14 protein-coding genes are annotated in these 13,940 nt (G+C 68.2%); 8 read left to right on the forward strand and 6 right to left on the reverse strand.

Translation table 11 applies throughout. The features are described from left to right. The first annotated feature begins 33 nt into the window (after positions 1–33). Positions 34–1,803, forward strand: coding sequence for an acyl-CoA dehydrogenase (locus tag FBY20_RS01125; protein WP_142049472.1), 1,770 nt, complete (start codon positions 34–36; stop codon positions 1,801–1,803). Between the two features lie 32 nt (positions 1,804–1,835). Here the strand turns inward: FBY20_RS01125 and FBY20_RS01130 are convergent, their stop codons facing one another. Beyond that, positions 1,836–2,732 (reverse strand): LysR substrate-binding domain-containing protein, encoded by an 897-nt coding sequence (locus tag FBY20_RS01130; protein ID WP_056316078.1) that lies wholly within the window; start codon positions 2,730–2,732, stop codon positions 1,836–1,838. 124 nt (positions 2,733–2,856) lie between these two features. Between FBY20_RS01130 and FBY20_RS01135 the strand changes: the two genes are divergently transcribed. The 6 genes from FBY20_RS01135 (at position 2,857) to FBY20_RS01160 (ending at position 8,411) form a co-directional block, all read left to right on the forward strand. Continuing rightward, entirely contained in the window at positions 2,857–3,606 is a 750-nt protein-coding gene (locus tag FBY20_RS01135; protein ID WP_142049475.1) for an SDR family NAD(P)-dependent oxidoreductase, read from the forward strand. Between the two features lie 37 nt (positions 3,607–3,643). Continuing rightward, positions 3,644–4,633 carry a TRAP transporter substrate-binding protein gene (locus tag FBY20_RS01140; RefSeq protein ID WP_142049478.1) on the forward strand — a complete coding sequence of 330 codons (990 nt, stop codon included), beginning with the start codon at positions 3,644–3,646 and terminating at the stop codon, positions 4,631–4,633. Between the two features lie 74 nt (positions 4,634–4,707). Next, on the forward strand, positions 4,708–5,238 hold the full coding sequence (locus tag FBY20_RS01145) for a TRAP transporter small permease (protein ID WP_056316068.1): 531 nt from the start codon (positions 4,708–4,710) through the stop codon (positions 5,236–5,238). A gap of 13 nt (positions 5,239–5,251) precedes the next feature. Then, a complete protein-coding gene (locus FBY20_RS01150; protein WP_056316065.1) occupies positions 5,252–6,511 on the forward strand; it encodes a TRAP transporter large permease in 1,260 nt (419 codons plus the stop codon). Positions 6,512–6,540: 29 nt separating this feature from the next. Beyond that, positions 6,541–7,404, forward strand: a complete 864-nt coding sequence (locus FBY20_RS01155; RefSeq protein ID WP_056316062.1) for a transketolase — start codon at positions 6,541–6,543, stop codon at positions 7,402–7,404. Further along, positions 7,401–8,411, forward strand: a complete 1,011-nt coding sequence (locus tag FBY20_RS01160) for a transketolase family protein (protein WP_142049481.1) — start codon at positions 7,401–7,403, stop codon at positions 8,409–8,411. The genes FBY20_RS01155 and FBY20_RS01160 overlap by 4 nt, the downstream gene beginning before the upstream one ends. A 23-nt stretch (positions 8,412–8,434) precedes the next feature. Here the strand turns inward: FBY20_RS01160 and FBY20_RS01165 are convergent, their stop codons facing one another. Continuing rightward, positions 8,435–9,673: an MFS transporter gene (locus FBY20_RS01165; RefSeq protein WP_255452198.1), complete on the reverse strand. Its 1,239-nt coding sequence runs from the start codon at positions 9,671–9,673 to the stop codon at positions 8,435–8,437. Between the two features lie 92 nt (positions 9,674–9,765). On the opposite strand from FBY20_RS01165, the gene FBY20_RS01170 reads away from it, so the two are divergent. Next, complete coding sequence (locus FBY20_RS01170; protein WP_056316055.1) at positions 9,766–10,224, forward strand: helix-turn-helix domain-containing protein; 459 nt, start codon at positions 9,766–9,768, stop codon at positions 10,222–10,224. Here the strand turns inward: FBY20_RS01170 and FBY20_RS01175 are convergent. From FBY20_RS01175 to FBY20_RS01190, 4 genes are all read right to left on the reverse strand, one after another. Beyond that, entirely contained in the window at positions 10,221–11,192 is a 972-nt protein-coding gene (locus tag FBY20_RS01175) for a pyridoxamine 5'-phosphate oxidase family protein (protein ID WP_056316054.1), read from the reverse strand. The two genes, FBY20_RS01170 and FBY20_RS01175, sit on opposite strands and share 4 nt — an antisense overlap. A 30-nt stretch (positions 11,193–11,222) precedes the next feature. Next, a complete protein-coding gene (locus FBY20_RS01180; RefSeq protein WP_056316051.1) occupies positions 11,223–11,885 on the reverse strand; it encodes a glutathione S-transferase family protein in 663 nt (220 codons plus the stop codon). A 104-nt stretch (positions 11,886–11,989) separates the two neighbouring features. After that, on the reverse strand, positions 11,990–12,895 hold the full coding sequence (locus tag FBY20_RS01185; RefSeq protein ID WP_062842078.1) for a LysR family transcriptional regulator: 906 nt from the start codon (positions 12,893–12,895) through the stop codon (positions 11,990–11,992). A gap of 127 nt (positions 12,896–13,022) precedes the next feature. Next, the gene (locus tag FBY20_RS01190; protein WP_142049484.1) at positions 13,023–13,907 is read right to left on the reverse strand and encodes a LysR substrate-binding domain-containing protein; all 885 of its coding nucleotides are present in this window, start codon (positions 13,905–13,907) and stop codon (positions 13,023–13,025) included. Between the last annotated feature and the right edge of the window lie 33 nt (positions 13,908–13,940).

Raw genomic sequence — 13,940 nt, forward strand, 5'->3', positions numbered from 1 at the left:
CGCTAATTCCATAAAACCAGGAGCGCCTACGCCATGACGTACCAAGCCCCCGTGAAAGACATGCTGTTCGTGTTGAACCATCTGGCCGGCCTGCCGCAGGTGGCAGCCCTGCCCGGTTTCGAGGAGGCCACGCCCGACACCGCCCAGGCCGTGCTGGAAGAATCCGCCCACTTCGCCGCGCAAGTGCTGGCGCCGCTGAACCATCCGGCCGACCGCGAACCCAGCGCCTGGCACGACGGCGCGGTGACCACCGCCCCGGGGTTCAAAGAGGCCTTTCGCAAATACGCCGACGCCGGCTGGCAAGGCCTGGCCCACCCCGCCGAATACGGCGGCCAGGGGCTGCCCGGCCTGATCGGCTCGCCGTGCTCTGAAATGCTGAACGCCGCGAATCTGTCGTTCGCGCTGTGCCCGCTCTTGACCAACGGCGCCATCGAGGCCCTGATGACGGCCGGCTCGCCCGAATTGCGCGAGCGCTTCATCGGCCCCATGATTTCCGGCCAATGGACCGGCACCATGAACCTGACCGAGCCCCAGGCCGGTTCGGACCTGGCCATGATCCGCACGCGCGCCCAGCCGATGGGCGACGGCACGTACCGCCTGTCCGGCACCAAGATCTTCATCACCTACGGCGAGCACGACCTGGCCGAGAACATCCTGCATCTGGTCCTGGCCCGCCTGCCGGACGCGCCCGACGGCGTGAAGGGCATTTCGCTCTTCCTGGTGCCCAAGTTCCTGGTCAACGAAGACGGCTCGCTGGGTGCGCGCAACGACGTTGCCTGCGTGTCCATCGAGCACAAGCTGGGCATCAAGGCCAGCCCCACCTGCACGCTTCAGTTCGGCGACGGCGGCGGCGCGCTGGGCTACCTGGTCGGCCAGGAGAACCGCGGCCTGGACGCCATGTTCATCATGATGAACGCCGCGCGTTACGCCGTCGGCGTGCAAGGCATCGCCATCGCCGACCGCGCCTACCAGCATGCGGTGGCGTACGCCGCCGACCGCGTGCAGAGCCGCCCCGTGGACGGCTCGTCGCGCGAGGCGGTGCCCATCATCCAGCATCCGGACGTGCGCCGCATGCTGGGCACCATGCGCGCCCTGACCGAAGCCGGCCGCGCGCTGGCCTACGTCACGGCGGGCCATGCAGACCTGGCGCATGCCAGCCCGGATGCGGACGAGCGCAAGCGCCACTTGGCGATCCAGGAATTCCTGGTGCCGATCGTCAAGGGCTGGTGCACCGAAATGTCGATCGACGTGGCCAGCCTGGGCGTGCAGGTGCACGGCGGCATGGGCTTCATCGAAGAGACCGGCGCGGCGCAGTACTACCGCGACGCGCGCATCCTGACCATCTATGAAGGCACGACCGCCATCCAGGCCAACGACCTGGTCGGCCGCAAGACGCTGCGCGACGGCGGCGCCGTGGCGCGCGCCCTGCTGGACGCGGTCCGCCAGACCGAGGCCGACCTGCAAGCCCGCAGCGAGCCCGCCGCCGCCCGCATGCTCAAGCCGCTGCGCGAGGCCCGCGAAGCGCTAGCCAGCGCGGTCGAGTTCATTCTTGCCAACGCGGCCGGCAATCCCAACGCGGTCTTTGGCGCGGCGGTGCCCTACCTGCTGCTGGCGGGCACGACCTTCGCCGGCTGGCAGATGGCCCGCGCGCTGCTGGCCAGCCTGGACCTGCAGGCCGAAGACCCGGCCTTCCACAACGCCAAGATCGCCACCGCGCAATGCTTTGCGCTGCACAAGCTGACGCAGGCGCCGGGCCTGGCGGCGGTGGTGCTGGGCACGGCGGAGTACGAGGTTCAGCCGTAACACGCCCCCCGGGGCCGGCCCGCGGGCCGGTCCTATCGTTTCATCACGGTGGCGGCAGCTTCGGCGTGGAGCCACGCAAGAAAGGCCTCCACTGACGGCCGCTTGGCGTGCCGCGCCGGGTAGACGACGAAGTGCGCCTTCACCGCGATGGCCTTGGCCATCCCGAAGATCGGCTGCAGGCTTCCCTGGGCCAGATGCATGCCCGCGATGGTGGCGCTTTCCAGCGCCACGCCCAACCCTTGCGCCGCGGCATCCAGCGACATCTGCGCGCGGTCAAAGCGGATGGTGAAGTGATCCGGCGCGCGCTTCTCCGAATAGCGTCCAAACCAGTCGGACCACTGGATGACGCTGACGTTGCTCTGGATCAGCGGCACGTCCAGCAATTGGTCGATGCGCTTGATCCCGTGTTCCCGAATGAACGCCGCGCTGGCCAGCGGCAGTATCCGTTCTTCGAACAACGGTTCCACCACCACATCGTCCCAATGCGGCACGCCATAGCGGATGTCGATGTCGGACTGGCCCAGCGCGAAATCGCTGTGCGAATGCGCCGCCGACAGGTTCAGCGCCACGTGCGGATGCGCCTCGGCAAAGCGCCTGAGCCGCGGCATCAGCCACAGGCTCGCAATGCTGGGGGCCGAGTGCACATACAGGCTGTTGCTGACGCCCTGGCGCAGGTCTTCCGTGGCTGACGTGATCGCCGCCAGCGCCCCGCCGATACGCACCAGATATTGCTCGCCCGCGCTGCTCAGGCGTACCCCATGCGCGCTGCGCTCGAACAGGCGCACGCCCAGGTCCGATTCCAGCCTTGAAATCTGGTGGCTGACCGCCGACGCGGTCAGATGCAGTTCGGTCGCGGCGATGGCAAAGCTGCGCCGGCGCGCGACGGCTTCGAAGGCCAGCAGATTGACGATGGGCGGCAGCGCAGGCATGGGGGTTGACCCTGACTTCAGATGACGATTCGTCATCTTAGACTGATGACACATCGTTTGTCTTAATGCTAGGCGGCGTCCAGAATGGTCCGCACATATTCCAACAAGGACAGGAGGACGACAGATGCTGCTCAAGGACAAGGTCGCCGTGATTTCCGGCGGCGCAGGGATCAACGGACTGGGATTCGCCACTGCGCGGCAGATGGCCGCGCAAGGCGCGCGCGTGGTGATCCTGGATCTGGCGCGCGCCGAACCCGCCAGCGCGGCCGCCCGGCTGGGCGACGGTCATCTGGGACTGGTCGCGGACGTGACCGACAAGGCTGCCTGCGTGGCGGCCATCGAACAGGCGCTCAAGGCGTTCGGCAGGATCGACATCCTGGTGAACAACGCCGGCATCACGCAGCCGGTCAAGACGCTGGAGATCACCGGCGCGGACTACGACCGCATCCTGGACGTCAGCCTGCGCGGCACGCTTTACCTGTCGCAAGCGGTGCTGCCCGCCATGCAGGCGCAGCGCAACGGGTCCATCGTGTGCATCTCGTCGGTGTCGGCGCAGCGCGGCGGCGGCATCTTCGGCGGCCCCCACTACTCCGCCGCGAAGGCGGGCGTGCTGGGCCTGGCGCGCGCCATGGCGCGCGAATTCGGCGGCGACGGCATCCGGGTCAACTGCATCACGCCCGGCCTCATCGAGACCGACATCACGCAAGGCAAGCTGTCCGCCGAGCGCAAGGCCGACATCGAAGGCACCATCCCGCTGGCGCGCCTGGGCCGCGCGGACGACGTGGCGGGCGCGTGCGTGTTCCTGGCAAGCGACCTGTCCGCTTACTGCACGGGCATCACGCTGGACGTCAACGGAGGGATGTTGATTCACTGATCCGCAGGACCCCATAAAAAACTGGAGGAGACACATCATGAAAAACAGAACCTGGCGGCACGTGGGCCTGGCCCTGGCCGCCGCCACCTTGCTGCCGATCACGGCGCATGCGCAGAATCTGAAGCTGACCCTTGGCCATGGCGCGGCCGTGGGCAATCCCCGGCACGAGGCGTCGGTGAAGTTTGCCGAAGTGCTCAAGGCAAAGACGGGCGGACGCATCGAGGTCCAGGTCGCGCCGTCCGCGCAACTGGGCGACGACGCCGCAATGGTCACCGCGCTGCGCACGGGCGCACTGGATATGAGCGCCAATTCGCAAGGCGCCGTTGCCGCCGCCGTGCCGGAGTACGCGGCGTTCGGCATGCCGTTCCTGTTCCCGGACGCCAAGGCGGCCTTCAAGCTGCTGGATGGGCCGCTGGGCAAGGAGCTGGCCGAGAAGTCGGCCGCCAAGAATCTGATCCTGCTCGGCACGTGGGACAACGGCATCCGCCAGATGACCAACAGCAAGCACCCCATCAACAAGGTCGAGGACATGAAGGGCCTGAAGATGCGGGTGCCGCCGGACGCAACCCTGGTCGACATCATGAACGCCCTGGGCGCGCAGGCGCAGCAGATCAAGTTTGCCGAACTGTACGTGGCGCTGCAGCAGGGTGTGGTGGACGGCCAGGAGAACCCGCTGGTGAACTTCGAGGCCAGCAAGCTGTATGAAGTGCAGAAGCACCTGGCCATGACCAACCACCAGTTCCAGATGACGCCCTTCCTGATGAGCAAGCGCACCTGGGATCGCCTGAGCGAAGCTGACCGCAAGGCGGTGCGCGAGGCGGCGGACGAAGCGTCTGCCCTGCAGCGCAAGCTGAGCCAGGACGCCGATACCCGGCTGCTGGCCGAGTTGAAGGCCAAGGGCGTGCAGGTCACCACGCCCGACACCGCCCCCTTCGCCAAGGCCACTTCGTCCGTCGACGATAAATGGCTGGCCGGTCCCATCGGCCCCTATGTGAAGAAGGTCCTGGCCGCCGCGCGCGGCAACTGATACGTCCTTCGGCCGCCGCCGCGCCCGCCTTCGCGCCGGGCACGGCGGCGGACCGGCACAAGGCAGGAGACAACATGAATACCGATCGACACGGATGGGTCGGCAGGGTCATCGACGGCATATGCCGCGTGGTCCTGTGGCTGTCCACCACGGTGATCTTCGTGATCCTCGTCGTCAACACCGCGCTGCGCTACGCAACCGGTTCAAGCCTGGAATGGGCCAATGAGATCCCCGAGCTGCTCTTTCCCTGGCTCGTCATGTCTGGGGTCGTGCTGGCTGCGCTGCACAACGCGCATATCGCCACCACATTCCTGATGGACGCCTTGCCCGCGCACGCCCGCCGCCTGGTCGCGACCGTGGCCTGGAGCGTGGTCGCCGTGCTGTACGCGACGCTGTCCTGGGCGACGTTCAACATGATCGAGATCGTCCACGACGAAAAATCCCCCATTCTGCAGATGCCCGGCTCGCTTACCTACGGGTGCGTGATGGGCGGCATGCTGCTGCTCGCCGTGCTGGCGGCGCAGTCGGCGTGGCAGAGCTGGCGTAGCCGCGACGCCGCGGCGCAGCCCGACGGCGAGCCGCAGGCGCCCGCCGTGCACTGGTGACGGGAGAACAGCCATGAGTGCATTGATATTGGTCGTCTTCATGGGCGCCGCCGTCGCGGCCATGCCCATTGCCCACGCCCTGCTCGTCGCCGCGATGGCCGCGGTCGCCAGCACGGACCGCGTGCCCCTGGATGTGGTGGTGCAGCAGATGGTCGCGCAGGTGCAGAGCTTTCCTCTCATCGCCATTCCGTTCTTCATGCTGACCGGCTCCCTGATGATGGGCGGCAAGCTTGGCGAGGCGCTGGTCGGCGTCCTGTCGGCACTGATCGGCCGCTATCACGGCGGCCCCGCGCAGGTGGGCGTTCTGTCGTCCACGCTGTTCGGCGGCGTGTCGGGTTCGGCGGTGGCGGACGCGTCTGCCATCGGCTCGCTGATGATTCCCTGGCACAAGCGGCTGGGCTATCCGGCCGCGTTCTCGGCCGCCACGCTGGCAGCCGCCGCCACGATCGACATCCTGATTCCGCCGTCGATCCCCTTGATCCTGTTCGCCCTGACGGCCAACGCCTCCATCGCGTCGCTGTTCGTCGCGGGCGTGCTGCCCGGCCTCTTGTTGTGCGGCGGCTTCATGTTTGCGTGCTGGTGGGTGGGACGCCGCCGCAACTTCCCGCGGGACAGGTCGCCCTTCAACGGCGCCGCCTTCCGCCGGCACCTGCTGTATGCGCTGCCCGCCGTGGTGCTGCCGCTGCTCATCATCGTGTTCCTGCGGTTCGGCATCGCCACGCCGACCGAGGTCGCGGTCCTGTCCACGCTCTACGCGGGCCTGGTGTCCGCCGTGATGTACCGGGATCTGTCGTGGTCGCGGCTGAACGCCGCCATCGTCCACGCGGGACTGGCGACCGGCGTGGTGCTGCTGGTGATCATGGCCTCGTCCGCCATCGGCTGGCTGCTGACGTTCGACCAGACGCCTCAGGGCATCGCGCATTGGGTGCAGGAGAATGTCCATGCCAAATGGCTGGTCATCCTGCTGATGAACCTGATGATGCTGTTTCTTGGCATGTTCATCGACCTGCCCGCCGCCGTGCTGCTGCTGGCGCCGGTCTTCGTTCCGCTGGCGCAGAGCATCGGCATGGACATGACGCAGCTGGGCGTGATGATGGTGGTGAACCTGGCGATCGGGCTGTACACGCCGCCCGTGGGCACCACGCTTTTCATCACCAGCGCACTGGCCAAGGTAAAGGTGGGCCAGACCGTGCGCGAGCTGGCGCCCTTCTATCTGGTCGCGTTTGCGGTGCTGGGACTCGTGTCCTACGTGCCCGCCAGCATCCTGCAATGAACCCCCACACCATGAATAGGGAGCTTCGAATGGAGCAATCCAAGTCTTTGAGCGATCTGGCGGCCGCCGCGTGGCGCATCCGCCGCTACGCGGTCCGCATGGGCGAAGTCCAGGGCCAGGGCTACATCGGCCAGGCGCTCGGCTGGGCCGACGTGCTGGCCGTGGCCTACCGCCATGCGATGAACGTGCAGCCTGGCGACCCGCAATGGGAGGGCCGTGACCGCTTTCTGCTGTCGCACGGCCACTATGCCATCGCGCACTATGCAGCCCTGATCGAAGCCAGCGTGATTCCGGAGAGCGAACTGGAGACCTATGGCAGCGACGACAGCCGCCTGCCCATGTCGGGCATGGCGACCTACACGCCGGGCATGGAGATATCGGGCGGTTCGCTGGGCCAGGGCCTGTCCATCGGGGTCGGCATCGCGCTGGGACTCAAGCACAAGCGCAATCCGGCGTTCGTCTACAACTCGATGTCGGACGGCGAACTGGACGAGGGCTCGACCTGGGAAGCCGCGATGGGCGCCGCGCACCATGAACTGGACAACCTCATCTGCCTGGTCGACATCAACAACCAGCAGGCGGACGGGCCGTCGGGCAAGGTGCTGGGCTTCGAGCCGCTGGCCGACAAGTGGGCCGCCTTTGGCTGGCATGTGCAGCGCGTGGACGGCAACGACCTGGCCGCCGTCATCCAGGCGTTCGACACCGCGCGCGCCCTGCCCGACGCCAAGCCGCGGGTCATCCTGTTCGATACCCGGATGGGCAAGGGCATTCCCTTCCTTGAGCAGCGCGAAAAGAACCACTTCATCCGCGTCGATCCGCCGGAATGGCAACAGGCGCTGGACATCCTGGACCAGAACCGCCCCACCCCCACGACCGAAGGAGCCTGGTCATGAGCAGCGCCAGCACCCAGCAAAAACCCCGCCTCACCACGTCGGCCATGATCGCGTCGATTGCCTCGGAGGGGCAGCGCGTCCGGGCTGCGCCCTTCGGCAAGGCGCTGGTCGAATACGCCGCGTCCAATCCGCAGGTCGTCGGCCTGACGGCAGACCTGGCCAAGTACACCGACCTGCACCTGTTTGCGCAGGCCTACCCCGAACGCTTCCACCAGATGGGCATGGCCGAGCAGCTGCTGATGGGCGCCGCCGGCGGCATGGCCAAGGAAGGCCTCGTGCCGTTCGCCACGACCTATGCAGTATTCGGCACGCGGCGCGCCTACGACTTCATCCATCAGGTGATCGCCGAGGAGAACCTCAACGTCAAGATCTGCTGCGCGCTGCCGGGCCTGACGACGGGTTACGGCCCCAGTCACCAGGCCACCGAAGACCTGGCGATGATGCGCGGCATTCCGGGATTGACCATCGTCGACCCCTGCGACGCGCTGGATATCGAACAGGCCGTGCCGCAGATCGCCGAACACCAGGGTCCGGTGTACATGCGCCTGCTGCGCGGCCAGGTGCCCGCGGTACTGGATGACATCGAGGGCTACCGATTCGAGCTGGGCAAGGCCAAAATGCTGCGCGAAGGCGCCGACGTGCTCATCATTTCGAGCGGCATCATGACGATGCGCGCGCTGGAGGCCGCCGAGGATCTGGCGCGCGACAACATCGGCGTGGCGGTGATGCACAGCCCGACCATCAAGCCGCTGGACGAGGCCAGCCTGGTCGAGGCGGTGCGCTACAAGCACCGCCTGGTCGTCGTGGCCGAGAATCATTCGGTGATCGGCGGACTGGGCGAGGCCGTCGCCAGCGCCCTGCTGCGGCATCGTGTGCAACCGGCCGGATTCCAGCTGGCCGGGTTGCCGGACGCGTTTCTGGATGCCGGCGCCCTGCCCACCCTGCATGACCGCTACGGCATCAGCCGTGAAGCGCTGGCCGGCCGCATCAAGCGCTGGCTGGATTGAACGGCAAGCGGGCGCGCACGCCGTCAGGCGCGCGCCCGCCCCTGCCTTGCACGGTTGGCGCGCGGCGCCGTCGCCGCCCAGAACACCAACGCCACCAAGCTGATGCCCGCGCCCAGCGCGCAAACGCCCAGCCACCCGGCGCGCGCATACACGGCCGTCGCGGCAATCGAGCCCAGGCCGCTGCCCACGGCGTAGAACATCATGTAGCCCGCGACCAGGCGGCTGTGCGCCTGCGCGCTGATGCTGAAGATCATGGCCTGGTTGGTCACGTGCAGCGCCTGCGCCGCCAGGTCCAGCACCAACACGCCCAGCGCAAGCAGCCACAGGCTGTGGTCCAGCAAGGCAATGGGGACCCAGGCCACGCACAGCAGGGCCAAGCCCAGCGCGGTGGTGCGCTGGCCGTGCCCGGCGTCGGCCAGTCGGCCGGCGCGCGCCGCCATCAGCACGCCCGCGACGCCCACCAATCCGAATGCCCCCACCGCCGTGTGCGACAGCGAATGCGGCGGCGCGCTCAACGGCAGCACCAGCGCCGTCCAGAACGCGCCGAACGCGGCGAACATCAAGAGCGCGATCATGCCGCGCACCCGCAGCACGCGTTCGGTCGCGAGAAGCGTGAAGACCGAACGCAGCAACGCGCCATAACCCAGCCCGGCCACGGGCAGGCGCCGCCGCGGCAGCCAGCGGGCCAGCACCAGCGCCAGCACCGCCGAAAGGCAGGCCGACACCACGTAGACCGCGCGCCAGCCCCACAGATCCGCCACGGCGCCAGCCAGCGTGCGGGCCAGCAACAGGCCGATCACCACCCCGCCCTGCGCCGCGCCCACCACGCGTCCGCGCTCTGCCGGTGCGGCCAGGGCCGCGGACAGCGCAAGCAGGCCCTGCGTCATCGCCGTGCCCAGCAAGCCCAACGCCACCATGCCGGCCAGCAGCCAGGGCGAACTTGCCGACGCCGCCACCGCCGCCAGGGCCAGCACCAGCAGTGCCAGCTGCGCCAGCATCAGTCGCCGCCGGTCCAGCAGGTCGCCTAGCGGCACGACGAAGAACAGCGCGAGCGCGCAGCCCAGTTGCGTGGCGGTGACGACGATGCCCACCGCGCCCTCGTCCATGCGGAATTCGCGGCCGATCGCATCGAGCAGCGGCTGTGCGTAATAGACATTGGCAACGCTCAGCGCGCAGGCCGCAGCCAGCAGCAGCACCAGTGCGGGCGGCATCGAGGGTGTCTCGTCGTATCCCGGCGCGCGGGATCGGGCGGTTGGCGTCATGATCCATCTGGTTTTATAACGAAACCAGAATGCTAGTTCATGAGGTTTTATAATGCAACCAACTTCACCCTCAGCCAGCGCAAGGAGTCCGCATGGTCAAACGCACCAGCCTTGAAGGCGCAGCCTGTCCGGTTGCCCGCTCGCTCGACGCCATTGGCGACTGGTGGTCGCTGCTTATCGTGCGGGACGCCTTCGACGGCCTGCGCCGGTTTGGCGAATTCCAGAAGAACCTGGGCATGGCCAAGAACATCCTGAGCGACCGGCTGCGCACGCTGGTCGCGCACGGCATCCTGGCCGTCGCCCCGGCGTCGGACGGCAGCGCGTATCAGGAATATGTGCTGACGGAAAAAGGCGAGGCGCTGTTTCCGGTGATCGTCGGGTTGCGCCAATGGGGCGAGGACCACTACTTCGGGCCGGACGAGCCGCACTCGACGTTGATCGATCGCCAGCGCGGCCAGCCGGTGCAACGCATGGAGATCCGCGCGCATGACGGCCGGCCGCTGCGACCCGGCGACACGGTCGTGCGCAAGGTGACGCAAGACAGCCGCTAGGCCGCGGCAGGCCACCGCCCCGTCGCCAATGCCGTGGGCGACCAGGCATCGAAGCGCCAGCGCAAGGCCAGCGCGCCAGGCCGCCTGACCACCCGGCGCACATGCACGCGCCACAGGCGTTCGGCGCCTTGGAAGGCCGAGATTTCCGGGCTGTCCAGAATCACCTCCGCCCTTCCCGTCAGTTGCAGCACGTCGCCGCGTTCGAAGTCGATGAACAGCAGCCCCGCGACGGGATTGGCGGCCAGATTGCCCAGCGTATTGAAGAACCGGTTGCCCGAGAAGTCCGGAATGGTCAGCACATCGCCATCCACCCGCACGAAGCCGGGCTTGCCGCCCCGGTGCGAGACATCGACGGCGCGTCCGCCCACGCTTTCATCGCGGTCCGCATAGCTGGCCACAAAGAAGGTGTCGGACACCGAGATCAGGGCGCGCGCCGCGTCGTCCAGCCCCGCGCGCTCCTGCGGCGCGGCGGCAAAGCGCAGCGACGGCGAACGCGCAAAGAAAAAATCGCGAGACTGGATGTACTGCGGACAGTTGCCAAACGACTGCGCCACCGCCACGTCAAAGCGCTTGCCGTCCCACGCCGCAATGCGGCCGTTCATGCGGTTGCGCCGGCGGGTGTGCAGCTCGATGCCCAGCAATCCCACCGGCTTGCCCAGTCCCAGTCCCGCGCGCAACGGGTCGTCCGCGTCCGGCATGGCGGCGATGCGCAACGTGTGCGGGTCCGGCGACACGGCAAAGCCCGGCTGCCCTTCCAGGATGCCGGCCCACGGATCGCCTTGGTCGTCGACCGCGCCGGCCACCACGAACGGCAACTGCGCGAAGAATTCGCGGTGTTGATCGGGCATGTAGTCGCGGATGACCTTGCGGCCGACCATGTCCATGCGCGCGGCAACGCCCGCGTGCGCTTGCAGTTGCAATTCACCAGCGTGCCAGGGCGACGGCGTGGTGTTTTCGGGAAGGTTCATGGCAATGTCCTCGCGGTCGATTGGCGGGAATCAGGCGGCCAGCAGGCCCACCGGCGACGATTCCATGGGAACGAAGCGCGGCAGGTTCTCGATGCGGCTCAGCCACGCGCGGATCCGCGGATAGTCCGCCAGCGACACGTTGCCTTCAGGCGCATGCGCCACGTAGGCATAGCAGGCCACATCGGCGATGGTGGGCTCGCTGCCGGCCAGGAAGTCACGCTGCGCAAGTTCGCTTTCCATCACGGCAAGCAGCGCATGCGCGCGCGCCAGCGTGGCGTCGACATCCAGCGGCGCGCCAAACAGCGTCACCAGCCGCGCCGACGCCGGACCGCCCGCCAGCGGCCCGGACGCCACCGACAACCAGCGCTGCACGGCCGCAGCGCCCGCCGCATCCTCGGGCAGCCAGGCCCCGCCGCCGTAACGCTTGGCCAGGTACACCAGGATGGCGGTCGAGTCGGCCACCACCACGCCGTTGTCGTCGATAACGGGCACCTGGCCGAAGGCGTTGAGCGCCAGGAATTCGGGACGCTTCTGCTCACGCTGACGCAGATCCACGTCGATGCGTTGGTGCGGCACGTCCAGCAGCGACAGCATCAGCGCGACACGATGCGCGTGACCGGAAAGCGCGAAGCTGTAGAACTTGAGCGGAGCGGCGGCTTGCGCCAGGGTGGCTTGCGAGGAGGTGGATGGCATCGGAGGCTCTCAGGTGGATTCGAGCCACCATCTTGAGCCTGCCCGCGCCAATGGAGAACGGCCGGCGCCGGCAAGACACTCTTGCCGGAAATGAAATAAACCGGTCAGGCCGGCAGCGCCGCCAGGTCGCGGCGCAGCGCCTCGACACAGAAATCGACAAAGCTGCGCACCTTGGCCGAGCTTTTGCGCCCTTCCGGATACACCAGATGGACGGGCACGGGCGGCATCTCGAAGTCGCGCAGCACCACCTGCAAGGCGCCGCTGGCCAGGTGCGGGGCCACCTGATAGGACATCACCTGGGTCAGGCCCCAGCCTTCCCGCGCAGCCGCCACGGCCGCCTGGAACGAGGTGACGGTCAATTGCGACTGCATGTTCAAGCGAAGGCTCTGGCCGTCCTGCAGGAAGCGCCATTGCGGCCCGCGGCCTTCCATGGCCGCGGTGATGGTGCAGAAGCGATGCAGCGATTCGGGGTCGGCCGGCTCGCCATGGGCGCTCAGGAATCCCGGCGCGGCGCACACCACCCGGCGCACATGACCCACCGGCACCGCTGTCAGCGACGAGTCCGGCAGCGCGCCGATGCGCACGGCCACGTCGATGTCCTCGTCCACCAGGTTCACCACGCGGTCCACCAGCAGCGCGCGCAGCGACACCTGGCGATGCCCGCGCAGATAGCCCAGCACCGCCGGCATCACGTGCAGCTCGCCGAACAGCGCGGGCGCGGTGATGGACAGCGCGCCGCGCGGCACCGCCATCGCGCCCGCCGCGGCGTCATCGGCCTGCTCGACCTCGTCGAGAATGCGGCGGCAATCGGCGGCGTAGCGCTGGCCGGCCTCGGTCAGGCGCAGGCTGCGCGTCGTGCGCACCAGCAGCAAGGCGCCCAGGCGGCGTTCGAGCGCGGCGACGCTGCGCGTGACGCTGGGCGCGGACATCTCCAGCCGGCGCGCTGCCGCGGCAAAGCCGCCCGCGTCGGCAACCGCAAGAAATACCGTCATTTCATGGAATCGGTTCACGGCGGGGCGCACTCCGTAGTCTGAAAACGCGAACGCCGCACACGGGCGGCGACGTCAATGTACCCGCTCGTGCGCATCCTGTCCCGCCGCGCGTGCGCGCACCATGGATGCCGCGCGCGGCCGGCCACTAGCCTTGGAAGGCCTTGCGCAACCATGCGAGGAATGCCTTGACGGGCGGATGACGCTCGCGCCCCGGCGCGCACAGCGCAGTGTAGGCCGCGCCCGGCACCCTGACCTCGGGCCGATAAGGCGCCAGCGTGCCCGCGGCGACGCTGTCGGACACCATCACCGAACTGGCCAGCACCAGGCCCTGCCCGGCAATGGCGGCCTGCAGCGCGTAGTGTTCCTCGGTGTAGGCGTGCTCCGCCACCGGCCGCTTCCATGCCGGCAGGCCGGCGGCTTCGCACCACGCCTGCCAACCCTGTTCGTATAAGGGCGAGTCGCGCCAGCGCACCGTCACCAGGGCCGGCGCCCGCCGGCCCGCACTGGCAACCTGCGCCGGCGCGCCGTATACCCCGAACCATTCGGGCAGCGCGCAGGCCGCGTGCAATGCGGGATAGCGCGCCCGGCTGTAGCGGATGGCGACGTCCACGCTGGCGTCCTTGAGCAGGTCCACGGGGTCGGGCGACGTATCCAGACGCACTTGATACTGCGGGTAGGCCTCGTGAAAGCGCCCCAGCCGGGGCACGAGCCACAACGCCGCAAAGGAATGCGTCGTGGACACGGTGAGCGCGCCGGATTCCGGCGCGGGCCGCAGGGCGTCCAGCGTCTGCGCCACGTCCAGCAACGCGCCATGCACGCCGGAAAAGAGGCGCGCCCCCTGGTCGGTCAGCCGCACGCCGCGCGGAACGCGATCGAACAGCGCGCACCCCACATGGCGTTCCAGTGCCTTGACCTGATGCGACACCGCCGTCGGGGTGACGGAGAGTTCGGCCGCGGCCAGCTTGAAACTGCGCAGCCGCGCGGCGGCCTCGAACGTGCGCAGCGCAGTGACGGGAAGCGTGGCGAACATGGGCGATTCCTGAGATGAACAGGATTCATCTTA

Origin of the sequence: Achromobacter sp. SLBN-14 (assembly GCF_006715415.1) — a bacterium.
Lineage (GTDB): Bacteria > Pseudomonadota > Gammaproteobacteria > Burkholderiales > Burkholderiaceae_B > Achromobacter > Achromobacter mucicolens.